The organism is Caballeronia sp. dw_276 (genome assembly GCF_018449635.1).
In the GTDB taxonomy this organism is placed as follows: domain Bacteria; phylum Pseudomonadota; class Gammaproteobacteria; order Burkholderiales; family Burkholderiaceae; genus Caballeronia.
The window spans coordinates 249,958-275,361 of sequence record NZ_JAAVUV010000002.1; the positions used below are offsets into that span (position 1 = coordinate 249,958).

Annotated in this window: 26 protein-coding genes; 15 read left to right on the top strand and 11 right to left on the bottom strand. The window is 61.0% G+C overall.

The window, feature by feature from the left end; translation table 11 throughout:
- Positions 1-783, top strand: a complete 783-nt coding sequence (locus HB633_RS04085; RefSeq protein WP_218626663.1) for a class I SAM-dependent methyltransferase — start codon at positions 1-3, stop codon at positions 781-783.
- Between the two features lie 10 nt (positions 784-793).
- Here the strand turns inward: HB633_RS04085 and HB633_RS04090 are convergent, their stop codons facing one another.
- Positions 794-1,069 (bottom strand): DUF3253 domain-containing protein, encoded by a 276-nt coding sequence (locus tag HB633_RS04090; RefSeq protein ID WP_213776789.1) that lies wholly within the window; start codon positions 1,067-1,069, stop codon positions 794-796.
- Between the two features lie 95 nt (positions 1,070-1,164).
- Here HB633_RS04090 and HB633_RS04095 point away from each other — a divergent pair, with 95 nt between their 5' ends.
- Genes HB633_RS04095 through HB633_RS04105 form a run of 3 tightly spaced genes read left to right on the top strand, consistent with a single transcriptional unit; the run spans position 1,165 to position 5,541 of the window.
- Positions 1,165-1,878 carry an ABC transporter ATP-binding protein gene (locus HB633_RS04095; RefSeq protein WP_213777185.1) on the top strand — a complete coding sequence of 238 codons (714 nt, stop codon included), beginning with the start codon at positions 1,165-1,167 and terminating at the stop codon, positions 1,876-1,878.
- On the top strand, positions 1,871-4,441 hold the full coding sequence (locus HB633_RS04100) for an ABC transporter permease (protein ID WP_213776790.1): 2,571 nt from the start codon (positions 1,871-1,873) through the stop codon (positions 4,439-4,441). Before HB633_RS04095 ends, HB633_RS04100 begins: the two co-directional genes overlap by 8 nt.
- Positions 4,441-5,541 (top strand): carotenoid 1,2-hydratase, encoded by a 1,101-nt coding sequence (locus tag HB633_RS04105; RefSeq protein WP_213776791.1) that lies wholly within the window; start codon positions 4,441-4,443, stop codon positions 5,539-5,541. The genes HB633_RS04100 and HB633_RS04105 overlap by 1 nt, the downstream gene beginning before the upstream one ends.
- A 76-nt stretch (positions 5,542-5,617) precedes the next feature.
- Here the strand turns inward: HB633_RS04105 and HB633_RS04110 are convergent, their stop codons facing one another.
- Positions 5,618-6,013 carry a DUF3597 domain-containing protein gene (locus HB633_RS04110; RefSeq protein WP_213776792.1) on the bottom strand — a complete coding sequence of 132 codons (396 nt, stop codon included), beginning with the start codon at positions 6,011-6,013 and terminating at the stop codon, positions 5,618-5,620.
- A 347-nt stretch (positions 6,014-6,360) separates the two neighbouring features.
- Between HB633_RS04110 and HB633_RS04115 the strand changes: the two genes are divergently transcribed.
- From HB633_RS04115 to maiA, 3 genes are all read left to right on the top strand, one after another.
- A complete protein-coding gene (locus HB633_RS04115; RefSeq protein WP_346730260.1) occupies positions 6,361-7,794 on the top strand; it encodes an MATE family efflux transporter in 1,434 nt (477 codons plus the stop codon).
- Positions 7,795-7,972: 178 nt separating this feature from the next.
- Positions 7,973-8,248, top strand: coding sequence for a hypothetical protein (locus HB633_RS04120; RefSeq protein WP_213776794.1), 276 nt, complete (start codon positions 7,973-7,975; stop codon positions 8,246-8,248).
- Positions 8,249-8,391: 143 nt separating this feature from the next.
- Positions 8,392-9,054, top strand: a complete 663-nt coding sequence (gene maiA, locus HB633_RS04125) for a maleylacetoacetate isomerase (protein ID WP_213776795.1) — start codon at positions 8,392-8,394, stop codon at positions 9,052-9,054.
- Between the two features lie 4 nt (positions 9,055-9,058).
- Here the strand turns inward: maiA and HB633_RS04130 are convergent, their stop codons facing one another.
- On the bottom strand, positions 9,059-9,967 hold the full coding sequence (locus HB633_RS04130) for a LysR substrate-binding domain-containing protein (RefSeq protein WP_213776796.1): 909 nt from the start codon (positions 9,965-9,967) through the stop codon (positions 9,059-9,061).
- A gap of 164 nt (positions 9,968-10,131) precedes the next feature.
- Here HB633_RS04130 and HB633_RS04135 point away from each other — a divergent pair, with 164 nt between their 5' ends.
- The 5 genes from HB633_RS04135 (at position 10,132) to HB633_RS04155 (ending at position 15,224) form a co-directional block, all read left to right on the top strand.
- Positions 10,132-11,454 carry an FAD-binding oxidoreductase gene (locus HB633_RS04135; RefSeq protein ID WP_213776797.1) on the top strand — a complete coding sequence of 441 codons (1,323 nt, stop codon included), beginning with the start codon at positions 10,132-10,134 and terminating at the stop codon, positions 11,452-11,454.
- 112 nt (positions 11,455-11,566) lie between these two features.
- Entirely contained in the window at positions 11,567-12,331 is a 765-nt protein-coding gene (locus tag HB633_RS04140) for a transporter substrate-binding domain-containing protein (RefSeq protein WP_346730273.1), read from the top strand.
- A gap of 32 nt (positions 12,332-12,363) precedes the next feature.
- A complete protein-coding gene (locus tag HB633_RS04145; RefSeq protein WP_213776799.1) occupies positions 12,364-13,152 on the top strand; it encodes an amino acid ABC transporter permease in 789 nt (262 codons plus the stop codon).
- A 35-nt stretch (positions 13,153-13,187) separates the two neighbouring features.
- Positions 13,188-14,528, top strand: a complete 1,341-nt coding sequence (locus HB633_RS04150; RefSeq protein WP_213776800.1) for an FAD-binding oxidoreductase — start codon at positions 13,188-13,190, stop codon at positions 14,526-14,528.
- A gap of 12 nt (positions 14,529-14,540) precedes the next feature.
- On the top strand, positions 14,541-15,224 hold the full coding sequence (locus HB633_RS04155) for an SDR family NAD(P)-dependent oxidoreductase (RefSeq protein WP_213776801.1): 684 nt from the start codon (positions 14,541-14,543) through the stop codon (positions 15,222-15,224).
- On the opposite strand, the gene HB633_RS04160 is transcribed toward HB633_RS04155, so the two are convergent.
- The 3 genes from HB633_RS04160 to HB633_RS04170 form a co-directional block, all read right to left on the bottom strand.
- On the bottom strand, positions 15,221-15,817 hold the full coding sequence (locus HB633_RS04160; protein ID WP_213776802.1) for a histidine phosphatase family protein: 597 nt from the start codon (positions 15,815-15,817) through the stop codon (positions 15,221-15,223). The genes HB633_RS04155 and HB633_RS04160 overlap by 4 nt on opposite strands.
- Positions 15,818-15,893: 76 nt before the next feature.
- Positions 15,894-17,141: an FAD-binding oxidoreductase gene (locus HB633_RS04165; protein ID WP_213776803.1), complete on the bottom strand. Its 1,248-nt coding sequence runs from the start codon at positions 17,139-17,141 to the stop codon at positions 15,894-15,896.
- A gap of 180 nt (positions 17,142-17,321) precedes the next feature.
- On the bottom strand, positions 17,322-18,098 hold the full coding sequence (locus tag HB633_RS04170) for an SDR family oxidoreductase (RefSeq protein WP_213777186.1): 777 nt from the start codon (positions 18,096-18,098) through the stop codon (positions 17,322-17,324).
- A 125-nt stretch (positions 18,099-18,223) separates the two neighbouring features.
- Between HB633_RS04170 and HB633_RS04175 the strand changes: the two genes are divergently transcribed.
- A complete protein-coding gene (locus tag HB633_RS04175) occupies positions 18,224-18,802 on the top strand; it encodes a TetR/AcrR family transcriptional regulator (protein WP_213776804.1) in 579 nt (192 codons plus the stop codon).
- Positions 18,803-18,827: 25 nt separating this feature from the next.
- Here the strand turns inward: HB633_RS04175 and HB633_RS04180 are convergent, their stop codons facing one another.
- Positions 18,828-19,706, bottom strand: a complete 879-nt coding sequence (locus HB633_RS04180; protein WP_213776805.1) for an SDR family NAD(P)-dependent oxidoreductase — start codon at positions 19,704-19,706, stop codon at positions 18,828-18,830.
- Between the two features lie 103 nt (positions 19,707-19,809).
- Here HB633_RS04180 and HB633_RS04185 point away from each other — a divergent pair, with 103 nt between their 5' ends.
- Entirely contained in the window at positions 19,810-20,673 is an 864-nt protein-coding gene (locus tag HB633_RS04185) for a LysR substrate-binding domain-containing protein (protein WP_213776806.1), read from the top strand.
- Here the strand turns inward: HB633_RS04185 and HB633_RS04190 are convergent.
- The 4 genes from HB633_RS04190 to HB633_RS04205 all read right to left on the bottom strand — a co-directional run bounded on the left by HB633_RS04190 (position 20,670) and on the right by HB633_RS04205 (position 23,818).
- Complete coding sequence (locus HB633_RS04190) at positions 20,670-20,993, bottom strand: AzlD domain-containing protein (RefSeq protein WP_213776807.1); 324 nt, start codon at positions 20,991-20,993, stop codon at positions 20,670-20,672. The genes HB633_RS04185 and HB633_RS04190 overlap by 4 nt on opposite strands.
- A complete protein-coding gene (locus HB633_RS04195) occupies positions 20,990-21,664 on the bottom strand; it encodes an AzlC family ABC transporter permease (RefSeq protein ID WP_213777187.1) in 675 nt (224 codons plus the stop codon). The genes HB633_RS04190 and HB633_RS04195 overlap by 4 nt, the downstream gene beginning before the upstream one ends.
- Before the next feature lie 151 nt (positions 21,665-21,815).
- Entirely contained in the window at positions 21,816-22,652 is an 837-nt protein-coding gene (locus HB633_RS04200) for an AraC family transcriptional regulator (RefSeq protein WP_213776808.1), read from the bottom strand.
- An 86-nt stretch (positions 22,653-22,738) separates the two neighbouring features.
- Positions 22,739-23,818 carry an acyltransferase gene (locus HB633_RS04205; RefSeq protein WP_213776809.1) on the bottom strand — a complete coding sequence of 360 codons (1,080 nt, stop codon included), beginning with the start codon at positions 23,816-23,818 and terminating at the stop codon, positions 22,739-22,741.
- A 353-nt stretch (positions 23,819-24,171) separates the two neighbouring features.
- Here HB633_RS04205 and HB633_RS04210 point away from each other — a divergent pair, with 353 nt between their 5' ends.
- Positions 24,172-24,984, top strand: coding sequence for a transporter substrate-binding domain-containing protein (locus HB633_RS04210; RefSeq protein ID WP_213776810.1), 813 nt, complete (start codon positions 24,172-24,174; stop codon positions 24,982-24,984).
- Positions 24,985-25,404: the final 420 nt, after the last annotated feature.

Below are 25,404 nucleotides of genomic sequence, written 5' to 3' on the forward strand. Positions count from 1 at the left end.
ATGAGCACAGGAATTCACGGCGTACATCACGCGGCTGCCGACGGTTATGCAAGCCTGGCGAGCACCTACACGCGCGGACGGCCGGACTATCCGCCGGAAGTCGCCGGATGGTTGCGTGACCACCTCGGCCTCGAAGCCGGCAAGACGGTGCTTGATCTCGGCGCGGGAACGGGCAAATTTACCCCGCGTCTGATCGATACCGGTGCGCAGGTGATCGCCGTTGAACCAGTGTCAGGGATGCTCGAAAAGCTGGCTACGAGCTTCCCCCATGTCGATGCCCGCTCCGGCACCGCCGATGCCATTCCGTTACCCGATGCATCGGTCGACGCCGTCGTGTGCGCGCAATCGTTTCACTGGTTCGCAACGCACGCGGCGCTGGCGGAGATTCATCGCGTGCTGAAACCGGGCGGCAAACTCGGCTTGATCTGGAATCTGCGCGATGCACGCGTTCCCTGGGTCGCGAAGCTCGACGCCATCGTGAATCGCGTGGAAGGTGACACGCCGCGCTATTACACCGGCGCGTGGCGATCGGCATTTCCGTTCAACGGGCTGGGTCCCCTCGATGAACATCATTTCAAGCAAGGCCATACCGGTTCACCCGACGATGTGATTCTCAACCGCGTGCGCTCCACGAGTTTTATCGCTGCGCTCGGCGCAGATGAACGCGCGGCGATCGATCGGGAGGTGAATGCGTTGATTGCATCGGAGCCGGAGCTGGCGGGCAAGGACGTCGTGACGGTTCCTTATGAAACCGCTGCGTTCTCTGTGCAGAAGATCGGCTGACGGGGACCGCTCAATCCGCCACGAAACCGCGCCCTCGACGCAACCTGATCGGTCCGTGATCGATCTCACTGGGTAAAAGCGTGAGCTCGCCGCGCGTGATGCGCACGATGCCGGCTTCGGCTAGCCGCGCGGCGACCTGGCGTACCACAGGCATGAGGGCGCGCCACGCGGTTTCATCGGATACGAGCGTGCGCGCAACGTCCGACGGGCAGATGGACGACTCCGCACTGCGCTCGGCGAGCAGCTTCATCATGCAGCGCTCGATAGTCGTATCGTCGATGTTCATGGTCATCCGGGAAAATAACGGCCATACGCGCAGCGCCGTTCTCTGTCACAGTAATGGACCGCAGCACAGTTCATACCGGCGACCCTCTGTTCTATATGACCATCAGCAATAATGACGCTCCGGCCGCACTCGAATGCCGCGGCTTGAGCAAGGCTTACGGCACGGGCCGGATCGTGCTGGCAAATCTGGATTTTTCGCTCGACCCGGGCGAGTTCGTCGCGGTCATGGGTGACTCGGGCGTCGGCAAATCGACATTGCTGAACCTCATCGCCGGTCTCGATTCCGCCGATAGCGGCGAAGTGCTGATCGACGGCACGCCGATCTCCCAACTCGACGACGACGCAGCCACCCGCCTGCGTCGACAAAAGCTCGGCTTCGTCTTCCAGGCTTTCCACGTGCTGCCGCACCTCACGCTGGCGCAAAACGCCGCGCTGCCGCTCTTGCTCAACAACACGCCGCCGGCGCGCGCTCTGGAGATGCTGGCGGCGGTCGGACTCGGCGGACGCGGCAACGACTTCCCGCGGCAACTGTCGGGCGGCGAATTGCAGCGCGTCGCGATTGCGCGGGCGCTCGTGCATCGTCCAAGCCTGATTCTCGCCGACGAGCCCACAGGCAACCTCGATCCCGATACCGCGCACGAAGTCCTCGCCTTGTTCCGCGCCGAAATCAAGGCGACGGGCGCGGCCGCGATCATGGTCACGCATTCAACGGCGGCCGCGGCCAGCGCCGACCGCATCCTGATCCTGAGCGACGGCGGCCTGCATGGCGCGAAACAAGCAGAACGCTTCGCGCGCACGGCCAATGAATGATCGCGCAGCGCCACCCGTCGAGCGCATCGCGGGAAGCCGGCTGCTGGCGCGCTGGCTGTTGGGCGCGGAATGGCGCAGCCACCCGGCGCGCGCAATCGTGGCCATCGCGACGATCGCGCTTGGCGTCGCGCTCGGTTACGCAGTCCAGTTGATCAACAGCGCGGCGTTCAACGAGTTCTCGGCCGCCGCCAAAAGCCTCTCGGGCGAAGCGGATCTGCAAGTACGCGGCGCCCAGCCCACCTTCGAGGAAACCTGGTACCCGCGTCTCGCACGCGAATCCGGCGTGGCGCTGGCGAGTCCTGTGCTCGACCTCGATGTCACCGTACCCGGCGAAACGGCCGCGCTGAAAGTGCTGGGCATCGACGTGTTCCGGGCAAGCCGGATCACGCCCGAGCTGATCGGCGTGCCCTCGGCGCAGAACCCGCTCGATTCCCTTTCCACCGATGCCATCTTCCTCTCGCCCTCAGCGCAGACGTGGCTGAAAGCGCCGCCGGGGGCCAACGTCGCGCTGCGCAGCGGCACATCGACAGTGAAGTTTCGCGTGGCGGGTGGGATTGTGAGGACGCGGCCCGGGCAGCGCATTGCGGTCATGGATATCGCCGCCGCGCAGTGGCGCTTTGATCTGCAAGGAAAACTCTCGCGCGTCGACCTCCAGCTCGAACGCGGCGTGGACCGGGAAAGCTTCAAGCGGCAACTTCAGGCACGGCTTGGCAACCAGCTCGTCGTGGCCGAAACCCGCGACGATGAAAACCGTACCGACCGGCTTTCGCGCGCGTATCGGATCAACATGAACGTGCTTGCGCTCGTCGCACTTTTCACAGGTGCGTTCCTCGTGTTTTCAACGCAGGCGTTGGCCGTCGTGCGCCGGCGCTCGCAATTCGCGATGTTGCGGGTTTTGGGCGTGACGCGTACGCAGTTGCTGCGGCAGGTATTGATGGAAGGCGCGTTGCTCGGGGTTATCGGCTCGTTGCTGGGGCTTGCGTTGGGATATGCGTTATCAAGCATTGCATTGCGGTTTTTTGGCAGCGATCTGGGCGGCGGTTATTTCCCGGGCGTCCAGCCGCATGTCAGTTTCGAACCCATCGCGACGACGGTATTCCTGATTTTGGGAATTGGTGTATCGGTGCTGGGCAGCCTTGTTCCCGCGCTCGAAGCCGCGCGCGCACGGCCCGCCGCTGCATTGAAAGCCGGCAGCGAGGAAGGCGCGCTTGCAAGACTTGCGACGCCGTGGCCGGCCATTGGATGTCTGGTCGTCGCGCTGATCCTGACGCTGCTGCCGCCCATATTCGATGTCCCCGTCCTCGGGTATCTCGCCGTCGCGCTGTTGCTGATCGGCGGCATTGCGCTGATGCCGCGATGCACGGCAATCGTCTTCACAGCACTCAGCCGATGGCGCGCAAAACGTCGAACCCACGCCCCCGCGACGCTCGCGCTCGCCCGTCTCGCCAATGCACCGGGACAGGCATCCATCGCGATGGGCGGCGTGCTGTCGAGCTTCGCGCTGATCGTTGCGATGGCGATCATGGTCGCGAGTTTCCGCGTGTCCGTGGATGAATGGCTCATGCATCTTTTATCGGCCGACCTGTACGTGCGCGTCACGCCGAACGGCGACACCGGAAGCCTCGCGCCCGCCGAACAGGCGACGCTCGCCGCCGTGCCGGGCATCAAGACCGCTGCATTCACGCGCACGTCGCATCTCACGCTCGATCCCGCCCGTCCGGCCATCGCGCTGCTCGCACGAGAAATCGATGCCAACGATCCCGGCGCCACGCTGCAAATGACCGGTCCCATCCTGCCGATGTCATCCGTGCATCAAGGCGAGACGCCCATATGGGTATCGGAGGCGATGGTCGATTTGTACGGATATCGACTGGGCCAGCGCGTGCGGCTGTCGGTCGGCGCGCATGAATCGGGCTTCGTCGTCGCAGGCGTATGGCGCGACTATGTCAGGCAAACCGGCGCGATCCAGATACGGCTCGCGGACTACCGCAAGCTTACCGGCGACATGGGCGCAACTGACGTCGCGGTCAGCGTGGCACGCGGAACCAGCGTCGACGACGTGATCGCAAGACTACGCACGCTCCCCTTCGGGCCCGCGATGGAGTTCGCGCAGCCCGGCGACATCCGCGCTAAAACGCTGACGATTTTCGACCGCAGCTTCGCGGTCACCTATCTGCTCGAGGCGGTGGCGATTGTGATTGGATTGTTTGGCGTCGCCGCGACGTTTTCAGCGCAGACGCTCGCGCGCGCCCGCGAATTCGGCATGTTGAGACACGTTGGCGTGACGCGCCGCCAAGTCCTCGCAATACTCGCCGCCGAAGGCGGGATGCTGACCGGGCTCGGCATTACCGTGGGCTTTATTCTCGGTTGGGCGATCAGCCTGATCCTTGTGTTCGTCGTCAATCCGCAGTCATTCCACTGGAGCATGTCGATGCACATTCCATGGTCCGTGCTCGGCACGGTCGCGGCGGTGATGCTGGTTGCATCGTGCGCGACGGCCGTGGTCGCGGGCCGCAAGGCGATATCGCTCGATGCTGTGCGCGCCGTCAAGGAGGACTGGTGATGCGCCTGTTCAAGCAGCTTGCGGCCATCGCCATATGTGTTTGCACGATCACGCCGTCGATTGCTGCCGACTTCGCAGCCGTCGAGCCCGGCCATCGACTCACGTTCCCGCAGGACACTGGCGCGCATCCGGCCTTTCGCACCGAATGGTGGTACGCCACAGGCTGGTTGAATCAGCCCGATGGCAAGCCGCTCGGTTTCCAGATCACGTTCTTTCGTTCGGCGACCGGCCATGATCCCGCCGATCCCGGTGCGTTCGCGCCAGCGCAATTGATCATCGCGCACGCGGCGCTCAGCGACCCTTCCTTTGGACGGCTCGTGCATGATCAAAAGATCTCGCGACAAGGTTTCGATCTGGCCTACGCAAAAACCGGCAACACCGAGGTCAAGCTGGATGCGTGGCAACTTCATCGAGCCGCCGATGGCCAATACGCAGTGACGGTCAACGCCACCGATTTCACGCTGAACCTGACGTTGACGCCAACAGCCGGACCATTATTGCAAGGCGATAACGGCTATTCGCGCAAAGGTCCGTTACCCGCTCAAGCAAGCTATTACTACAGCGAACCGCAACTGCGCGTCACCGGCAAGGTGACTCGGGCTTCGGCACAAAACGGCAAACCGGCGCTCGACACTACCGTCACCGGTTCGGCGTGGCTCGATCACGAATGGTCCAGTACGGTGCTCAGCGCCGACGCGGTCGGCTGGGACTGGCTCGGCGCGAACCTGACCGATGGTTCGGCGTTGATGGCGTTCAAGGTTCGTAGCCACGACGGCAGCGCGGTCTGGACGCACGCAACGCTGCGCGACCCGCAAGGTCACACGACATCGTTCGATGGAAAACAGGTGGACTTCACGCCGCGCCGCACATGGCGCTCGCCGCGTACGGGGACGTCCTATCCGGTATCGGAGACGGTAAAAACAGGCGATGTAACCTGGTCGCTCGATCCACTAATGGACGATCAGGAACTGGACTCGAGTCAGTCGACAGGCGCGGTGTACTGGGAAGGCGCAGTAACAGTGAGCCGTGACAACAAGAGCGTTGGACACGGCTATCTTGAGCTTACCGGCTATAACAAAGCGCTGAAAATGGAAAAGTAGCCGCACGGACTTTCGGGCGACTACTCCGTGCGACTACTCCGTGCGGCTACTCAGTCACGCGCTATAAAAACAATGCTCAGTTCTTCAAACTATCCGGCACTTTCCCGCCGTTGGCCGCAAGTTGCGCCATGACGGCTTTGTGCAGCCAGATATTCATGGATGCCGAATCGTTCGTATCGCCAGGGAAATGCAGTTCGCCGGCAAGTTCCTTGCGCGCAGCAAGACTGCTGTCCAGGCCAAGCAATTTCATCAGATCGACAATCGACGTCTTCCAATTCAATTGTTCCGACGTTTTGGTTTGCAGGTCGGTCAAAACTGCTTCGACATCGACCGGGGGAGCTGCCGCGACCTCAGGCGAAGGTGCAGGCGCGGCCGCTGCCGGCGTACCCGGTGCTGCTACAGGTGCGGGCGCTGCAACGGCCGGATGGCTGGAAGGGAAAATCTTGCTCAGGATCGTGCCGAAAATGCTCATGATGGGTATCCCTTATTCGATGGTGGAAGCAACTTGATTGCCGCTTCAAGCAGCCTGCCCGCAAGCTCCATTCCCTGAAACGTTTCGCAGGACAAAGAAGATTGCAAACAGATGCGGCTGCACGGACATTGTAGGTGAGCATCAATGCGTTTAAGCAACCTCAGCATGTGAAAAAACGTCTTTACTACAACGGCGTGTGCCTTGATTTTGGTCCTTGCAACGAAATCGTCACGGACCCGCCGTCATGAATCGCACATCATTCGTGCGATGATTCGCGCACTGAAATCCCACGCTTTGCCATGACATCAAGACGACAGCCTGACTTCGCACGCTCATCCGCACGCTTCGTGACAGGTTCCACCCTGCGGCACGTAGTCGTAATGGCGGGCACCGGTGCGATCGGACTAATGGCGGTATTCGCCGTCGATCTCGCCAATCTCTTTTATGTCTCCCTTCTCGGCGATACGTCCATTGCCGCCGCCGTCGGTTTTGCCGGCACGATCAACTTTTTTATCACCGCCATTTCGATTGGCATGACCATAGGCGTGAGCGCCACCGTCGCGCGCCTGCTCGGCGCGGGGCAGCGGATGAAGGCGCGGCAGGTTGCGTCTGCCAGCCTTGTGTTGATGATCGCCGTGACGATCGCATTGAGCGCGGCCACGCTGTTGTTCCTCGATCCGATCTTGAGCGCGCTGGGCGCAGCAGGCGAGACGCGCACACTGGCCCACAGCTTCCTGATGATCACCGCGCCAACGTATGTGTTCCTCGCCATTGGCATGTGCACGGCTGCGCTGATGCGTTCCGTCGGCGATGCACGGCGCGCAATGGCCGTCACGCTCGTGGCCGCAGTGGTGACGGCGGTGCTCGATCCCATCCTGATCTTTGGTTTTCATCTCGGGCTGACCGGCGCGGCGATATCCAACGATATTGCGCGTCTGGCGCTCGCGGCGGTCGGCCTGCATGGCGCAATGCGCGTCAACGACCTGATCGGTCCCATACGCCTCTCGCGGCTTTGGGCGAACAGTCAGCCGGTGATGAAAGTCGCGCTGCCCGCCGTGCTGACCAACCTCGCCACGCCCGTTGCAAGCGCTTACGTCACGCACGCGATGGCGCGTTTCGGCGCCGCCGCCGTGGCCGGTCAGGCGACCGTCGACCGGATCACGCCCGTGGCCTTCGCGCTGATTTTCGCGCTTACCGGCGCGGTGGGTCCGATCATCGCGCAGAATCTCGGCGCCGGCCGCGCGGACCGGATTCGCGAGACGGTCCGCAACAGCCTCGTGTTCGTGTTGCTGACGGTTGCGGTGGCGTGGCTCGTGCTGGCGCTGGTTCAGAACGGTCTGGTCCGCGCGTTTTCCGCACGCGGCGACACCGCCATGATCATCCGCGTATTTTGTTCATGGCTGGTGGCGAGCTATGCGTTCGTCGGGTGTCTGTTCGTTGCGAACGCGACGTTCAACAATCTCGACCGGCCCTTGTTGTCGACGTTGTTCAACTGGGGACGCGCGACGCTCGGCACCTTGCCCTTTGTTGCGGTGGGCGTCAAGTACGGACCGGTGGGCGTGCTGATTGGCATCGCCGCGAGCAATGCAGTGTTCGGCACGATGGCCATGCTCGTTGCATTTATTGTCGTCAAACGTCTGCCGATGGGTGATTGCGCCGCCATGGCGCGCAAGGACAGCAACCGGCTGGAGCAATCATCGGTGAATGTCCCCGGAGCCGCCGTGGGAAATACGGTCGCGCCGGACGTCGAGTTGAAGGAGCTTCCCGTGCAGAGACGCTAGCGTTTAAAAGTCAAAAACACGCTCCGATTATTCGTTTTCGATGGATTCACTTGTCACCACTATCAGTACAATATTTCGATAGTGCGCGCATATACTGATTTCCATCGACGCAGCGCACTGAGCAACAACCCGCTGCGTAGCCCATGAACGAAATCACTGATACACATCGGAGCACATCATGAACAAGACCCTTATTGCATCGTTATTGATTGCCGTTTCTGCCGCCGTCGCAGCACCCGCATTCGCAAGCAGCGGTTATGGCCCGGCACCGTCGTATAACCCGCTGGTCGGCGCACCGGAATCGCAGCGCGGTCAAAGCGCGCAAACCATCGCTGCACAAAACGCGCAGCAAAATGGCGATTCACGCGCTTATGGTGGCGTGAAGAACACGAATACCGAATCCGGTAGCCGCGTTCAAACCAACGAGACACGTTCGATTTATTCGCACAATTGATTCAGGCTGACCCAAGCAAATGCCCGGTGAATGCAAGTTCGCCGGGCATTTGTGTTTCGTGCTTCGTGTTTCTCTTTCGTGCATCGTATAAAGTCGATGGATCAAACCTTCTTCTATGCAACCAACCCGAAAGGAAGCACGTCATGTCCGAGCAAGCGCAATTCGAACTCTATGCATTCTGGCGTTCGTCCGCCGCATTTCGCGTGCGCGTCGCACTCAATCTGAAAGGCTTGAGCGCGCATGAGCAGAACATCGATCTCGATGCCGGCGAACAACGCAGCGATGAATTTCTGAAGATCAGTCCGCTTGGATCGATCCCTGCGCTCGTGCAAGACGGGCACGATCCACTCACGCAGTCGCTCGCGATCCTCGAATTCCTCGATGAACTTCAGCCCTCGCCGCCTTTGTTGCCAAGCGACTTGTATGCACGCGCACGCGTGCGTTCCATTGCGTCGATGTGCGCCGCCGACACCCACCCCATGGTCGTGCCGCGCGTGAAAAAGTATCTGCAGACAACCGGCGGTTTTGACGATGCTGCGTGGCGCGGGTGGCAAATCAAGTGGCTGACGACCGGTCTGACCGCGATCGAAGCGCGTCTTGCGGGGTCATCGGAGACGGGCGTTTATTGTCATGGCGATCAACCCACCATGGCCGACATTTGTCTCGCGAGCATCGTTGCGATCACGCGCGTGTTCAAGATCACCGTGCCGGATATTCCGACCATCGACAGGATCATGGGTGCCTGCGATCAACATCCGGCCTTCATGAAGGCGGATCCGAAAAAGCAGGAAGGCGCGCCTACGTAAGCGCCTACACGAGACCCTGCATACGCGACGCTTCAATCGCCATCGTCTCGCGTGTGAGTTCGAGGAACGTGCTCACCAGCGGATTCGGATGCTGCAATTGCGGACAGACCGTGAAGCCGCGAAACATCACATCGGGCGAGAAAGGCCGGAAGACGATGCGCGTCGGATTCGCGTCGAACGTGGCAAGCGGGTTCACCACACCCACGCCCAGACCGCGCGCGACCATCGCGCAAATGGTCGCGCCGTAGGGCGTCTCGATGGTCGGCACCTGGTTCACGCCGGCCTGCCGCAATGCGCGATCGAGCGATGAACGGGTGTCATCGGCATAAGACGGCAGGATCAGACTCTGGTCTTTCAGGTCACGCGCATGGATGCGCTCTCGCGCGGCAAGCGGATGGTTTGCGGGCAGCGCGCATACGCCCGGCAGCCGGTACAACTCCGCGCTCGTGACGCCGAATGCGTCGGGCGTGATCGTCCCAAAGCCGACGTCGCAATATCCCGATGACGCCCACCGCTGGATCGTGCCCTCGCTGCGCATTTCCAGCGATATCGCAATGCCCGGATACGCCGCCAGAAAGCGCTCGATCACAAGCGGCACGAACGATAACGCAACCACCGGCGCCGCGACCAGCCGTAAGCGGCCACTGCCGAACTGGCGGATTTCGCGCGCGGAATGCGCAAGCTTTTCAATGCCGACGAAACTCCGGTCCACCTCACGATAAAACGCGCTGCCTGCATCGGTCGCCTGAATGCGGCCGCCGTTGCGCGTGAAAAGCGCAAGTCCTGTCGATGCCTCCAGTTCCGATATCAACCGGCTGATGCTGGGCTGTGACGTGCCGAGTTCCTCGGCGGCGGCTGTCATCGATCCACGCAGCATGACGAGCCTGAAGGCCTCGATTTGCCGTTGGTTCATGGATTTCCCCCGAGTCATTCTCGTAGTGACACCCAAGCTTGCCATATCAAAAATGAATAGAAGCCGTTTTTGGCCGTATTTGACCGGATAGCGGAGACGCTCCTAGACTGAAAGCCACGTAAAGCAAGATAAAGCCAACCCCGCCGTCATTCATTGCGAGATCCATGCGAGCCGACTCACTGCTGTTCCACGATGATTTTCGCATCGCGCCTTATTGGTGGGACGAGGCGCCGCCCGAGACGTCGCGCGTGGCGCTGCCTGCGAACGTGGATGTGGTGATCGTGGGCAGCGGGTATTGCGGGTTGTCGGCGGCGGCGGAAGCGGCGCAACACGGCGCGGCGGTCGCTGTTCTCGACGCGGCCGAGCTTGGCGCGGGAGGCAGCACGCGCAGCGGCGGCATGGTGTCGAGCGGACAGAAGCTTGCGCTGACGAATGCGATTCGCGGGGTATCGGCGGAACGGCTTGGCCGTCTGATGGCTGAATCCAACGCGAGTTTTGATTATCTGAAACAGCTTATCAATACGGAATCGCTCGATGCCGGTCTGCAGATCACCGGCCGGTTTTTCGGTGCGTTCACACCCGGTCATTTCGAGCGGCTGCGCAAACAAGGCGAACTTTTGCGCGACAAAACCGGCGTGACCGTGCACGTGGTGACACGCGCGGAACAGCGTGCGGTGGTGGGATCGGATTATTACTACGGCGGCATTCTCGTCGATGAATACGGCGGCCTGCATACGGCCAAATATCATCGCGCGTTGCGTGAACTTGCGCGGCGGCGCGGCGCGACCTTGCACTCGCATGCGGCGGTTGAGCGTATCGAACGAACGGGTTCGCGGTTCATCGTGCATACGGCGCGTGGCAAGATAAACGCGAGTCGCGTTCTGGTTGCAACCAACGGCTACACGGGCCGCCTGACGCCGTTTTTCGCACGGCGCGTGCTGCCCGTCGCAAGTTATCAGATCGCAACAGAGCCGCTGCCGCCAGGGCTCATGGATGTATTGAACCCTGGGCGCCGCATGATCAGCGACTCGAAGCGCAACCTGTTTTATACGCGGCCATCGCCCGATGGAACCCGCATGCTGTTCGGCTCGCGGCCATCGTTCAGGGAAGTCGGCGAACGCGAAGCCGCCCGGATCTTGCGCGCGAAAATGATCGAACTGTGGCCCGCATTACGCGACGTGCGCATCACGCACGCATGGAAAGGATATGTCGCGATGACAGGCGACAAGCTTGCGCACATCGGCGAGCGTGACGGCGTGCATTATGCGCTCGGCTGCAACGGCAACGGCGTCGCGCTCATGTCGTATCTGGGGCAGCGCATTGCGAAGTCCCTGCTCGGCCTTGAAGCCGCGCCCGGCGCGTTCGGCGAAGGACCGTTTCCGCTAAGTCCCGCCGGCATCGCGAGTACGTTGAGCGTGCCGGTCGGCGCGGCGCTTTATCAACTCGATGATTGCTGGAACGGCCGCGTGCGCGGCGCATTGTCCTGACACGTGCATTTTTGAGGCTTTATCCTTATTCATTGCTGTTCTTTCTGGAGCGACCAACATGCGGTTTCGACATTTACTCAGCCTTCTCTCGATCGTCGTGCCTCTTTCGTTGATGACCGCAACAAGCGCTCATGCCGATGACCTCGGCACACTCGCGCCGGGCAAATTGATGGCCGGCGTGGATGCGAACAACAAGCCATATTCGTACATCGATAACGGCAAGATGACGGGCTTCGATGTGGAACTGCTGCGCGCCATCGGCGCGAAGCTGGGCCTGAGTGTCGACTTTCGCGCCCAGGATTTCAGCGGCCTGTTGCCGAGCGTAACGAACCAGCAGATCGATCTCGCGGCCGGGTCCATATCGATCACGACGGACCGCCTGAAGATGGTCGACTTCTCCGAAGGCTATCTCACCGGGTTGCTCAGCGTCGCCGCGTTGCCGGGCAGCTCGATCACGAGCGACAAGGCATCGGTCAAGGGCAAACGCATTGGCGTAGTGCAAGGGACGATAGAGGATACGTACTCGGACAGTTACTTGCCGGGCGCGCAGATCGTGCGTTTTCCGAACGTGAACGCCGGATTTCTTTCGATGCGTTCAAAATACATCGACGGTTATTTCATCGATAAATCCCTTGTGGACGGCCTGCAGGAAAAGTACCCGGCCTTGAAGATCGAAGACCGCCTGGACATCTCGGCGATCAATCTTCCGGCGGGTTTTCCGATGCACAAGGGTAACGCCAAGCTTGAAGCCGCAGTCAACAAGACCCTCAACGATCTGGTCGCGGACGGCACGTGGCTGAAGCTTTATACGCAGTTTCATCCGGGTTATCCGAAACCAGAAAGCCTGCCGCCGTACGCGATGAAAACCGGTAGCTGATTCTTCAAGCCCGCCTTTTTCCGGAGAGCGCCATGAATGCATTCCTGCAGAACTTCCTCGACTGGCAGTTGCTTACGGGATCGCTGCCTGCGCTGCTTGAAACCGGGCTCGTGAACACGCTGGTGCTCTCGCTGTTTTCAACCGTCCTTGGGATCTTCGCAGGGATGGTGCTGGCGCTGATGGCCGTCTCGCATATGCGATGGCTCGAAGTGCCCGCGCGCATCTTCGTGGATGTATTCCGCGGCTTGCCGGCGGCGCTCGTGATCCTGCTGGTCGGGCAAGGTCTTGCGCCCGTCGGCCTTGCGATCTTCGGGCCAAATCCGTATCCGCTTGCAATCGTGGCGCTGGGGCTGATTTCATCGGCGTATATAGCCGAGATTTTTCGTTCGGGCATTCAAAGCGTGGGCAAAGGTCAGCTCTCCGCATGTCAGGCGCTCGGCATGAACTACTGGACGGCCATGCGTCACGTGATCGTGCCGCAAGGGATCCGGCGCATCTTGCCCGCGTTGGCAAACCAGTTCATCTCCATCGTAAAGGACTCGAGCCTCGTCTATTTCCTTGGCTTGCTGACCTCGCAGCGTGATCTCTTCACCATCGGGCAGAACACGTCTGTGAACACGGCGAACCTGTCGCCGCTCGTCGCCGCAGGCCTCGTCTATTTGCTGATCACCGTGCCGCTTACGCACGCAATCAATCATATCGACCGATGGACCAACCGGCATTCGAATCCACGCGCGGGCGGTGCGAGCGCGACCACGCGCAAGCAACTCAAGCGTCAGGCTGCAGCCGCACGCACCAGCATGACCGGACAGCATAATTAACGCATTTCGAAAACCACGCGGGGATAGAACACCTTATGGGACCACAAGTCGAGACCGTTGCCGACGACACCACCCTGCCCGCCGAAGTGGACGTCGTCGTAGTCGGCGGCGGGATCATCGGCGTGAGCACGGCGCTTTACCTCAGCGAAAAAGGCCTGCGCGTGGCGGTATGCGAGAAGGGGCATATAGCGGGCGAACAGTCGAGCCGCAACTGGGGCTGGGTGCGCGTGACGCATCGCGACATGCGCGAGTTCGAACTCAGCATCGAGAGCCTGAAGCTGTGGCGCAAGATGGATGAAACGCTTGGCATCGATACCGGTTTCAAGCAATGCGGCATCCTGTACATGGCCAACGACGACGCGAAGATGGACGCGCATCGCGTATGGCTCGAGAAGGCGCAGGCACTGGCCGGCAAGGACGCATTCGATACGCGGGAGATCGACGCGAAGGCAGTGGCGAATTTGTTGCCGGGTGCATCGCGCTCGTTCAAGGGCGGTTTATACACGGCGGGCGATGGTCGCGCCGAGCCGCAAAAAGCCGCGCCTGCAATTGCAAATGCATTGCGCAAGCGGGGCGTCAAAATCCTCACGCCATGCGCGGTGCGTGGCATTGAAACCAGCGCGGGTCGCGTGAGCGCCGTCGTCACGGAACTCGGCACGATCCGATGCAAGAGCGTGGTCGTCGCGGGCGGCGCTTGGTCGCGACTGTTCTGCGGGAATCTGGGTATCGATGTGCCTCAGTTGATGGTCAAGGCCTCGGTTCTGCGCACGGCGCCTATCGAAGGCGGGCCCGCCGTGAGTGGCAGCAACAAGGAGTTCGCGTTCCGCAAGCGCGCGGATGGCGGCTACACGATCGCATTCGGCTTTCGTACTTACACGGATATCACGCCCGACAGCTTTCGTCTCTTTCCCAAATACATCCCTGCGCTCAAGAGCCAGCTGGGTGCACTGCGCGTTGGCGTGGGCGAGCGTTTTTTCGAGGAACTTCGCCGGCCGCGCAAATGGGCGCTGGATAAACGCACCGCGTTTGAAGACGTCCGCACGCTCGATCCCGAGCCAATCCCTCAATACACCGATGCCGGTTTGCGCGAGTTCGTGAAAGTCTTTCCGCATATGAGCGGCGCGCGTATTGCCCAGCGTTGGGCGGGTTTGATGGACGTTACGCCTGATGCAATTCCGGTCATTTCAGGCGTGCAGAGCGTACCTGGGCTGTTCATAGGCACGGGGTTTTCAGGGCATGGGTTCGGCATAGGGCCGGCGGCGGGCAAGTTGATGGCGGACCTGGTGACCAATGACAAACCACTCGTCAATCCCCACATGTTCCGGCTGAACCGCTTCAGCGACGGCACGAAGATCGTGATCGATGCAGGTTTCTAAGGACCCATGGCAATGAATAAAGTAGCGATGATCTCAGGCGCGAACCGCGGCATTGGACTGGCTGTTGCGACGGAGTTGCATAAGCGCGGGTATCGGTTGTCGCTTGGAATGCGTGATCCTTCATCGACGAAATTTCCATTCGATGCATTCACGTTCCCTTACGAAGCCCGCGATCCGCTGAGCGCTCGCCGCTGGGTAGACGCCAGCATCAAACACTTCGGACAACTCGACGTTCTGATCAGCAACGCCGGAATCTGCACGCATATCACGCTGGAAGACGGCACCGACGAAATGCTGGAAGAGACCCTCGACATCAACGTCAAGGCGCCGTTCCGATTGATCCAGGCCGCCCTGCCGCATTTGCGAAAACCCGGCGATGCACGCGTGGTACAGATCGCTTCATTGTCTGGAAAGCGGGTGAAGAACCTGAACGCGGGTTACCAGATGTCCAAGCACGCCGTAATAGCATTGAACCACGCGGTGCGCCGCGCCGGTTGGGACGACGGCATTCGTGCAACCGCAATCTGCCCCGGCTTCGTGAATACGGACATGGCGGCCGGAATAGCCGATCTCGAACCGCACGCAATGACACAACCCGAAGACCTGGCTGTGCTCATTGCCAACACGATCGAAATGCCGAACACCGCAAGCGTTGCGGAAATCCTCGTGAATTGCCGTCACGAGGATCTGTTCTAGGCCGGTCGATGCGTCACGTTCCACTGCCTGAGCGCGCGGGATTCGCGATCGAAACCGAGCACGCTGACGGACGCGGTATCGAGTAGCAAATGCGCGCCGAGCGCGGCCGAATCCGCCATCCAGCATGCGCCTAGCACGCGCAGGAAATGCGCGTGGGAGAAGAGCGCAATCCGGCCGCTCGCACCAAGCAAACGTTCGATCAACGATTCGGCGCGCGCCTGGATATCCTGGAGACTTTCGCCCTGCGGTATAGGCGATGTCCACACGGACCAGCCCGGCTCGTCTGCCTGGATATCCACCGTCTTGCGGCCTTCGTAAATGCCATAGTTCCATTCGCTCAAGCGCGGCTCTTCTTCAGCATGCGCGATCAGACCGGCTTCTTCACACGTATCTCGCGCGCGGGTCATCGGGCTGTGCAGCACGAGGTCGAAGGTCTGCGCGGCGAGCACCGGCCGAAGCGCCCGCGCTTGCTCGCGGCCATGATCGGTCAGCGGAATATCGGTGCGGCCGGTGTGCTGGCCCGACTTGCTCCATTCTGTTTCGCCATGACGGATCAGCCAGATTTCAGGTCGGTTCGTAGCGGTTGCGTTCATTGTCGGCCATTAGAAAGAAAGGGATGCGCTTGGCTCAAGCTACAACGATTCTACGGCCTCACGCACGCAACTGCTTTTATGCCGCGAACCGGTCCGCCCTGAACGGCGTCGTATCGATAAACGGTTCTTCGCCCGTCATCATCGAAGCAATCAGCCTGCCGGTTACAGCGCCAAGCGTGAGCCCGTGATGCGCGTGGCCAAACGCGAACCACATGTTCTTGTGGCGCGGCGCCGGTCCGATGATCGGCATCATGTCCGACGTGCACGGGCGACGGCCCATCCACGGTTCATCGTCCACGCGCTCTCCGAGCGGGAACAGGGTCCGCGCCACGGGCTCGGCGCGCATCAGTTGCACGGGCGTCTTGGGCGCATCGCGATCGGCAAGCTCCACGCCCGTTGTCAGGCGAATGCCACGCGCCATCGGCGCGAGCAGGAAACCGTTGTCGACATCGAGTACCGGATGATTCAGGACGGTGCCCGCCTGCGGCATGTAGTGCATGTGATAACCGCGCTTGACCGCGAGCGGTAGCTTGTATCCTAGCGCCGTTGTCACGTCTTTCGCCCACGGACCCAGCGCAATCACCGCATTCGATGCACTCACCACGCCCTCTTCCGTCGTCACGCGCCAGCCGTCGCCGTCTTCAACAAGCGTGGTTGCATCGCCGTTGAAAAAGCGGCCGCCGAGCCGCTCGAAATACGCGGCATAACCCGCGACCAACGCGCCCGGATCATTGACCGATACCGCGTCCGTGTAGTGCAGTCCGCCGACGAGCGAGCGGTCCAGATGCGGCTCGGTTTTTTGCAACGTTGCGGGATCGAGCAGCTTGTATTGCACACCGTATTCACGATGCCAGCGCTCGGCATCGCGGGCTTCGTCGTCTTGCGCGGCGTTTGTGTGGAAGACCTTGATCCAGCCGGTTGGCTTGAGCAAGGATTCGACGCCCGCATCGCGCGCGAGGATCTCGTGCTCGGTCACGCAATGTTCGATGAGCGTTGCGTATTGACGCGCAATGGCCGCATGTTTTGCGGGCTCGGAGTTGCGCCAGTAAGCCCAGAGAAACGGCGCGAGCGCGGGGAGCGCGTCGCGATGGTAATGGACGTCGATTGAATCATTGCGCGCGTAATGCATCAATGTGCCGATATCGCGAGGAAGCGCGTACGGATAAACGCCTTCGCGCTGCAACAGTCCGGCATTTCCAAACGATGTCTCGAGGCCGGGACGCTTACGGTCCACGAGCGCGACCGCCCGGCCGCACTTTTGCAAATGCACTGCGATTGACACGCCTACAATGCCCGCGCCCAGCACAATGGTGTCGAACTTCATGCGCCTGATATCTCCCTCTGTTAGCTGTCTTCTTACTTTCAGAGATAGATCATACGCGTGGGTTCGTTCCCGAACCGCGTGGCAAGCCGCTACTTCAAGAGGTGTGCCGATATCGGCAAGTTTGATGCGGCCCCGGGCCTGATGCGTTGCGACCAGGCATCGGCCAGGGACCGTCTTTTATCACTTCGTGCGGAAAGCAGGCGCGCCGAAGGGCGAACCGATCGTGCCGCCATCGACGACGATTTCCGCCGACGTCATCCCCGACGCCGCGTCCGATGCCAGGAACACCGCGGCCTCGGCCACTTCCTCAGCGGTCGCGAGACGCTCCATCGGAATGTGCGGCGAAAGCCGTGCTTCAGTTGCATCGATAGTCGCGCCCGCGCGCGATCCACGCGTCCAGATCGACGTGCGCGTCGCGCCCGGGATCACCGTGTTCACGCGAATGCCGCGTTCCACCAGTTCGGACGCAAACACCTTCGCCATGCCCGTGATGCCCGCCTTCGAAGCCGAGTAAGCTGCCGAACCCGGCGACCCGAGTTCGCGCATGACCGAGCCGTTCAGCACGATCGCGCCGCCCGAACGCATCAACGGCAACGCGCCCTGCACTGTCAGGAAAACCGCCGTGAGATTCGTCCGGAGAATGGCCTCGAACGCGGCGGCGGTTGTATTGCCAAGCGGCGTCGCGCCGGAGATGCCTGCGTTGGCGAACACGATATCGAGCGAACCGAAGGTCTCGGTGATCTGCTGGAAAACGGCGTCGATGGCGGCAGGATCGTCGAGATCCGCCTGAATCGCCAAGGCGTTCTGGCCCAGTTCCGACACTGCTTCATTGAGCTTCGCGCGGTCGCGGCCCGTGATCGCCACGCGTGCGCCTTCGGCAATCAACAATTTCGCCGCTGCAAAGCCGATACCGCCGTTTCCGCCTGTGATCAGCGCGGTTTTACTGGTGAAACGCATGTCCTCCTCCTGTTCGATGCCGCCCACATGCGGCGAAAGATCAGGCAACACGCAATCTGCATGTTGCTCATAATCCACGCGTTCAGTATTATCGTCGTAATTCAGATTGTCAAGCGAGGCATGCGATGGGTTACTCACAGGCGAGCAAGGCCGAAAGCCGCAAACGCGTTCTCGATACGGCGGCGCGGCAGATTCGGGAGAACGGGATCGAGGCGCTGGGCGTGGCCGATTGCATGAAAAACGCCGGGCTGACGCACGGGGCGTTCTACGGGCATTTCGATTCACGCGATGCATTGATCGCGGCGGCGGTTGAACACGCATTGCAGCAGGGGAAAGCGCGATTTCAGGCGCGCGACGAGGACCCGGCTACGCCACCGGAATCGCCGCTGAATACAATCGCCGATGTGTACTTAAATGAGGAACATGCCGATAACCCCGGCAACGGCTGCGCGTTATGCGCGCTTGCCGGCGATACCGGTCACGCCGATGGCAACGTCAAAGCCCTTTACACCGACTCCTTGCGACGATTGGCAGAGCGTGTGGCTCGTGCATCGGCAAAGGGAACTGACGGTTTGGCGGTCGTGGCAACGATCGTGGGCGCAATCACCTTGGCTCGAGCCGTCGATGACCGCGCGCTCGCGAAGTCGATTCTCGCCTCCGCGCACGCGCTCGTGATGACGCAGGATGAAGGCGATCGGGATTGATTTTCCCGATCGCCAAACCTGCGGCCTAGTTCGCCGCCCACTCCTTCGCGGTTTCAAGTGCGAAATCGCGATACGACCGTGGCGGGCGGCCCAGCAACTCGGTCATGCGTGCAACCGCGCGCTCGTTCGCGGCCATGCCGTCGCGCTGAAAACGGCCGAGCATCAGGCGGATATCGCGCGCCATCCAGCTCGGTGCGCGGCTGGCCATCTGTGCTTCGAACGCATCGAGATCATCGCCGCCGTAGTTCACCGGCTTGCCGAGCGCCTCCGTCCAGATCGCGGCCAGCGCGCTGCCGGTCATGGCTTGCGGACCGACTACATCGACCACTTCGCGCGGCAACGGCGTAGCCGAGCGTTCCCGCTGCAACAAGCTGATGGCCGCGATTTCTGCAATGTCACGCGTATCGGCCATCGAAACCCCGACGCTTCCTACCGGCATCGGATAAACCGACTTGCCGGCAATGACCTCTTTCATCGATGCGTCGTTCTGGATGAAATAACTCGGGCGCAGGATCGTGGCCGGAAGGTCGAATTCCTCGATCATGCGTTCGACCGTGTACTTGCCCGTGAAGTGCGGCACGTCGGTGAAGCGGTCCGAGTTGAACACGGAGAAATAGACGATGCGTTGAATGCCGGCGTCGCGCGCAAGGCTCAGCGTGAGGATCGCCTGCGTCACCTCGTCGGCGACAACTGCGTTCAGGAGGAAAAGCGTATCGACGCCTTCGAGTGCCGCGCGCATCGACGCGATGTCGGTCATATCGCCTTTGCGCACATCGACGCTGGCTGGCAGATTGGCTTTTTCCGGCGAACGGGCGATTGCGCGCACGTTGGCGCCCTCCTCAACGAGGCGATGAACAATTTGCGAACCGATAGCGCCCGTGGCGCCGGTAATCAGGATAGTCATGGTGAGTCCCTCAAATGGTGTTGGTGTGAATTCATTCTGAGCGTTCCTTTGACGGGACGAAAGCCCTATTATTGAGACAACTCGTCTCATCGATGGAACAGCCATGGATTTGCACGCACTATCGGATTTCAACGCGGTCGTCACGCATGGCGGATTCGGCCGCGCAAGCCGTGCGACGGGGCGGCCCAAGGCGAGCCTTTCGCGACATGTGATGCAGTTGGAAGAAGCCATGGGCGTGCGCCTGCTGCAACGTGGTTCAGGAACGCTGATGCTGACCGAGGAGGGACAGGCGCTGCACGCGAGTACGGCACGCCTGCTGGCCGAAATTGAAGAAGCCGCGGACGTTGTCGGCATGAGCTCGCGCCGCCCGAGTGGACGCTTGCGGATCAGCGCGCCGACCTTTCTGGCCTATGAAACCATGGGGCGGCTCGCGGCGGCGTATGTCGCGCAATTCCCGGACGTTCGCATCGAGGTGATCGCGGAAGACCGGTTCGTCGATCTCGTCGCGGAAGATTACGACGTTGTGATCCGCGCAAATCCGGCCCCCGATACGGCGCTGGCCGGCCGGTGTTTTCTCCGCAGCCCGCAGGTCGTGGTGGCATCGCCGATGATTGCCGAAGCCGTCCAGAACGAGAGCGTCATCCCGGCCGTGGGACTGCTTTCAGCGCCGGACGACGTCTGGCATATCGATGGACCACGAGGTGCGCGCACGCTGCATCCGCGAACGGTTGCGCGTTTTTCATCGATATCCATGGTTCGCGATGCCGCGCTTGCCAGCGCCGGCGCGGCCGTATTGACCGAATATCTGGCGCGCGCCGCGCTGCAAAGCGGCCGGCTCGTGAATCTGGGAACGCTGCAGAGCCGCCATGTGGAGGTGTGGGCGCTTTATGCCACGCGCCGCCAGCTCAGCCCGAAGATCAGCGCATTCGTAAAGCTGTTGAGCGAAACTTACGCCGACGCTGGTTAAGCCACCACGACAAGCTGCCAGAAGAAAAACACCGCGAGCGATACCGCGATGGTCAGCAACGGCTTGCGCGTCAGAGCGCAAACCACCAAGGCCACGATGGCCGCAACAAGTTGCGAGTTTCGCCACGTCAACTCGGCGCCGCCGCCGTGAGGCGCGAACGTCATCGGCACGATGATCGCCGTCAGCACGGTCACCGGCACAAAGCTCAGCGCGGTCCGCACGATCGGCGGGAAACTCAGCCGCTCGCCGAACACGAATACCGCCGAGCGAATGGCGTACGTGATCAACGCCATGCCCACGATAAGCAGGAAATCGTTCATTTGGCGCGCTCCAGTTCCGTGGGATTTCTTCTTTCATCGCGCATCGATAAAACCATGCCTACCGCCACGCCCACGACGACCGCCGCCAATAACCCGAGCTTGTAGGGCCAGCCGTTCCACGCAAACGCCAGCACGCCGGCCGTTACAGCCGCCGCCACGAATCGCAGCGCAACCAGTTGCGGCACGATGATCGCAATGAACGTGGCGACCATCGCAAAGTCGAGTCCCTTGGACTGCAGGCCGGGAAACGCCGACCCAAACAGCAAGCCGATGACCGTCCAGATCTGCCAGTTGACGTACATCGACACTCCGGACCCGAGGAAATAGTACGGCCCCGTTTGTCCTGCCGGCTTCTTCTGATAATGCGCATACGAGACGGCGAACACCTCGTCGGTCAGGAACGCGCCCAGCGTCCAGCGCCAGCGCGCGGGCAAGTGCGCTACATACGGTGCGAGCGTCGCGGAATACAGGACATGCCGCAAATTGACGACGAACGTCGTTGCCCAGATCACTGCAAAACTCGCGTGCCCGGCAATCAAACCCAGCGCGATGAATTGCGCCGATCCTGCGAACACGGCCAGCGACATGAACTGCACCGTCCACGCGTGCAACGGTCCCGTGGCCGCGAGCGTGCCGTAGATGACGCCGAAGGGCGCGGCGCCGACCATCATTGGAATGGTGTCGCGCGCGCCCGCGCCGAATTCAGCGAGATTGCCTGCCTGAAGCGTTGTTTTCAAGGTTTCCTCCGTGAACTGGGAGGATAGGACGCGAAGCGCGAGCGGCGCTTGTACGTTCTTGCGGTATGCGTATGTTTGCGTGGGTCTATCGCCAGCGGCCTGGCGGCACGCCGAACGTCTTCTTGAAGTGGCGCGTGAAATGGCTTTGATCGGTGAAACCGCTGGCCGCCGCGACGTCCGTCACCGACGCCCCCGCCCGCAGCGCCTCGAGCGCGCGATTCAGGCGCATCTGGTTGCGCCACGCGTGCGGCGCGATGCCCGTTTCGCGGGTGAAAAGGCGCGCCGCGTGAAACGTCGAAAGGCCGACCGTCTGCGCCAGTTCCGTCAGTGACAAAGGCGCGGTCATGTCGTCGGCGAGACGCGATTTCATCGACTCCACGCGCGCCGTATCGAGCCGCACGCGGCCAACGGGCGGGCGCTGTCCAGCGTGGCGTACGAGCAGCGTGGAGACGGCGTCGAAAAGCGCGTGTTCCGCCGCAAGCGGGTCGCCGCCCAGCGGGTCTCCGCCCGCCTCCAGCGCCTGATGCGCGCGCTGCACGCGTCGGGCGACATCGGCGTCGCGAACAATATCCGCTGGAAACCAGGGCATGGGCTGGGCGCGGCCGGCGATTTCATCGGCAACCGACTGGACGAAATCCACCGGCAGATAAAACACGCGATACCGCCAGCCCACATCCACCGCCCGCGCGCCCGTGTGCAGCTCACCGGGATTGATGATCGGCACCGACCCGGCTTCGGCCACATATTTGGACCCGCGATAGTCATAGCACTCCGCGCCCTCCTCGATCACGGGGATCGTGTAGGCGTCGTGCCAGTGCGGCGTGAACTCGTGGTCGTAATATTCGGCCGTCAGCATGTCCGCGTCCGGCAGGAGCGGCGAGCGCCAGTAGCGTGCGGTATTGCTAAAACGGGTGGCGGTCATGGCTTGCGGTGCCGGAAGGAAACCGCAAGTTTATCCCGGCCGATGCACGGATGTTTTCAGCAGTCTGTGAAAACTTCTTCCAGGCGTCAGGACACTGCCGCAGCGGAAGGCTTGCGAAAACTCGTCAGCTTGCGCCGCAGTTCCAGATCGGCACGGGCGAGCAGCAGCGCCAGCACGATCGAAACCGCCGCCACGATCAGCGTCTGCGCGACGGGATTCAAAGACCGGACATCGAACGATTCGAACACGAGCCGGTAGATTGGAAAATGGATCACATAAAGCGGGTAAGAAAGTTCGCCCAAGACCTTGCAAATCCGCTTGCCCAGACCATCGATGGAAACCGAGCACAGCAACGCCACCGACAAAGGAACCAGCGTCAATGAATTGATAAACGCAATCTTTGGATCGTGGATGGTAAATGCCAGCAAGGCTGCGCCGGTGACAACGGCCGTAAATAGCCGATGCGGATGCTTATGCTGAAGCCCGATGGAAAAAATGAATACGCCCGCAAAGAATTCCGCGATCACGCGCGGAAAACCCACCATGAAACTCTTCGCGCCCCAGCCCGGATTGATCTTGTGGAAGACCAGTGTGCAAACAATAAACGCAACGAAGGCGAGTATCGAAACCGTCGCGTTCGGCAATTTGCGGACCTTCGCCAGATACGCAAAAAACACGACGTTGACGAACAACTCGAAGAACAACGACCACGACGGATCGTTCAACGGAAACGCCGCGCCATACACCACGTCCTGACCAAACGGCCATGCGATGTCATTGAAATACGGCAACCAGAACGCGCCGAGCGCCGTGGCGCTCAGCAATTGCGAACTGGATATCTGCGGCATTCCGGTCTTGGCAATCGACAGCAATACCGCGCAGAGACCCAATGCCAGGCCGAATAAATAAAGCGGCCCGAGCCGCGCAAGACGCACGAACGCGAATTCGCGGAAAGACATCCCGTTGAGGATTTTCTTGCTATAGCTGTGCGCGATCACAAAGCCGGAGAGCACAAAAAACAGGTCGACCGCGACCCATGCGCCGCCGAACCAGTCCCAGCCCGTGTGCTGACTATAGTGATGAAGCATGACGGCAATTGCAGCGATGCCTCTCAGGCCGTCGAGCAAGTCGAATCGTGTGGACTTCATGGCGTTCATCGCGTTCATGATTTCCGGATCGTGATTTTCGAGCGCCCAGTGTAGGGTGGAAAAAATGCAATTCCGGACGGGAAAAATATCGGTATTCCGCTGGGCGCCAGGAAAAAAATGGAAAATAAATCGAGAAATGAGCGCGGCGGCGGTACTTACCCTTACGTTTGCGAACGTCCCTGAGCCAGCTTGCACCGGCGCCTGCCCCGCGCGCCATGGAAGCGAATTTTGAATCGTTTAGAAAACAAAAGACTTGCTAATAGACTTTGGAATGCCGGGCCTCCGACACACGCCGTTGCACGCGCTGTGGCACACGCCGTTGCACGCGCTGTTGCACACGCCGGCATACCCCTCCACGTTTCAGGGCAAACATGAAAACTTCGAAGCTGTTGATGACACTTGGCGTGGTTGCGCTCAACGTGCTCGGGCACGTCGCGCCTGCGCACGCAGATGCACTGGATGACATCGAAAAGCGCGGCGTCTTGCGCGTGGCAGTTCCACAGGATTTCGCGCCGTTTGGGTCGGTTGGTCCGAGCATGCAGCTCGAAGGACTCGATATCGATATTTCCGCTCTGCTCGCCAAAAAGCTCGGCGCGAAACTCGAACTCGTTCCGGTTACGAGCGCCAATCGCATTCCCTATTTGCAGACGAAGAAGGTAGATTTGATCGTCTCGACGCTTGGCCGCGATGCCGAGCGCGACAAGGTCATCGATTTCTCGCAGTCGTATTCGCCGTACAACAACAGCGTGTATGGTCCGGCGAGCATGAAGATCGACGGCCCGGCGGACATGGCCGGCAAGACGGTCGGCGTTGCACGCGGGACGTTCGAGGATTTGATGCTGACCAAAAGCGTGCCGCCGTCGACTAATATCAAGCGGTTCGAGGACAACAGCGGCATGATCTCCGCGTACCTTGCGGGTCAGGTTCCGCTGGTCGGGACAGGAGACTTCGTGGCAACCAAGATCGCCACGACGTTACCGGCATCGGCGCCGAACAAGCCGGCGCTCAAGTACGTGATTCATGAGTCGGCGTGCCATGTGGGCCTGAACAAGGGCGAGCCGAAGCTGCAAGCGAAAGTCGATGCGATTCTCACCGATGCCAAGAAAAGCGGCGAGCTGAACGGCATTGTGGAGAAATGGCTGCACGTGCCGTTGCCGGTGAAGATGGCGCAGAGTACGGATTGAGAGTGGCCGCGCGGTTCGCCGGGACAGTTGGCAGTTTCATAGGCCGATGACGTGTCCGTGCCCAGTTGCAAATCGCGCGCCGTTTCTCCGGCTATGCCTGCGAGCAGTTCTGCCGTAGTCCGGAAATAGTTGCAGGACGTTCCCCGCGCAATCCCTGCGCGGCCACGATTGAACAAGCACACTTATACGGGACTACTACGTATTTTTTAGCACAAGAGGAGATGCGCGACGTACAGGCACTCGAACGGATCTCGAGTCACGGCTTTCACTCGCCGGAGCCCAAGCAAAAGTTAAACAATAGGAACCTTTGACACTCACTTGATAGTTAGTCGACGTCCTTCCCTCAAGCGCTCCAGACCTGCTAGGATCGGCGGTTGCTGAATCGAAAGCGAACCTACCCTCGCCAGGGCAAACACCGCC

Excerpts from the sequence above, each read along its gene's own strand:
- HB633_RS04085 (WP_218626663.1), top strand. The coding sequence starts at position 1 with ATGAGCACAGGAATTCACGGCGTACATCACGCGGCTGCCGACGGTTAT.
- HB633_RS04090 (WP_213776789.1), bottom strand. The coding sequence starts at position 1,069 with ATGAACATCGACGATACGACTATCGAGCGCTGCATGATGAAGCTGCTC.
- HB633_RS04095 (WP_213777185.1), top strand. The coding sequence starts at position 1,165 with ATGACCATCAGCAATAATGACGCTCCGGCCGCACTCGAATGCCGCGGC.
- HB633_RS04100 (WP_213776790.1), top strand. The coding sequence starts at position 1,871 with ATGAATGATCGCGCAGCGCCACCCGTCGAGCGCATCGCGGGAAGCCGG.
- HB633_RS04105 (WP_213776791.1), top strand. The coding sequence starts at position 4,441 with ATGCGCCTGTTCAAGCAGCTTGCGGCCATCGCCATATGTGTTTGCACG.
- HB633_RS04110 (WP_213776792.1), bottom strand. The coding sequence starts at position 6,013 with ATGAGCATTTTCGGCACGATCCTGAGCAAGATTTTCCCTTCCAGCCAT.
- HB633_RS04120 (WP_213776794.1), top strand. The coding sequence starts at position 7,973 with ATGAACAAGACCCTTATTGCATCGTTATTGATTGCCGTTTCTGCCGCC.
- maiA (WP_213776795.1), top strand. The coding sequence starts at position 8,392 with ATGTCCGAGCAAGCGCAATTCGAACTCTATGCATTCTGGCGTTCGTCC.
- HB633_RS04130 (WP_213776796.1), bottom strand. The coding sequence starts at position 9,967 with ATGAACCAACGGCAAATCGAGGCCTTCAGGCTCGTCATGCTGCGTGGA.
- HB633_RS04135 (WP_213776797.1), top strand. The coding sequence starts at position 10,132 with ATGCGAGCCGACTCACTGCTGTTCCACGATGATTTTCGCATCGCGCCT.
- HB633_RS04140 (WP_346730273.1), top strand. The coding sequence starts at position 11,567 with ATGACCGCAACAAGCGCTCATGCCGATGACCTCGGCACACTCGCGCCG.
- HB633_RS04145 (WP_213776799.1), top strand. The coding sequence starts at position 12,364 with ATGAATGCATTCCTGCAGAACTTCCTCGACTGGCAGTTGCTTACGGGA.
- HB633_RS04150 (WP_213776800.1), top strand. The coding sequence starts at position 13,188 with ATGGGACCACAAGTCGAGACCGTTGCCGACGACACCACCCTGCCCGCC.
- HB633_RS04155 (WP_213776801.1), top strand. The coding sequence starts at position 14,541 with ATGAATAAAGTAGCGATGATCTCAGGCGCGAACCGCGGCATTGGACTG.
- HB633_RS04160 (WP_213776802.1), bottom strand. The coding sequence starts at position 15,817 with ATGAACGCAACCGCTACGAACCGACCTGAAATCTGGCTGATCCGTCAT.
- HB633_RS04165 (WP_213776803.1), bottom strand. The coding sequence starts at position 17,141 with ATGAAGTTCGACACCATTGTGCTGGGCGCGGGCATTGTAGGCGTGTCA.
- HB633_RS04170 (WP_213777186.1), bottom strand. The coding sequence starts at position 18,098 with ATGCGTTTCACCAGTAAAACCGCGCTGATCACAGGCGGAAACGGCGGT.
- HB633_RS04175 (WP_213776804.1), top strand. The coding sequence starts at position 18,224 with ATGGGTTACTCACAGGCGAGCAAGGCCGAAAGCCGCAAACGCGTTCTC.
- HB633_RS04180 (WP_213776805.1), bottom strand. The coding sequence starts at position 19,706 with ATGACTATCCTGATTACCGGCGCCACGGGCGCTATCGGTTCGCAAATT.
- HB633_RS04185 (WP_213776806.1), top strand. The coding sequence starts at position 19,810 with ATGGATTTGCACGCACTATCGGATTTCAACGCGGTCGTCACGCATGGC.
- HB633_RS04190 (WP_213776807.1), bottom strand. The coding sequence starts at position 20,993 with ATGAACGATTTCCTGCTTATCGTGGGCATGGCGTTGATCACGTACGCC.
- HB633_RS04195 (WP_213777187.1), bottom strand. The coding sequence starts at position 21,664 with ATGATGGTCGGCGCCGCGCCCTTCGGCGTCATCTACGGCACGCTCGCG.
- HB633_RS04200 (WP_213776808.1), bottom strand. The coding sequence starts at position 22,652 with ATGACCGCCACCCGTTTTAGCAATACCGCACGCTACTGGCGCTCGCCG.
- HB633_RS04205 (WP_213776809.1), bottom strand. The coding sequence starts at position 23,818 with ATGAACGCGATGAACGCCATGAAGTCCACACGATTCGACTTGCTCGAC.
- HB633_RS04210 (WP_213776810.1), top strand. The coding sequence starts at position 24,172 with ATGAAAACTTCGAAGCTGTTGATGACACTTGGCGTGGTTGCGCTCAAC.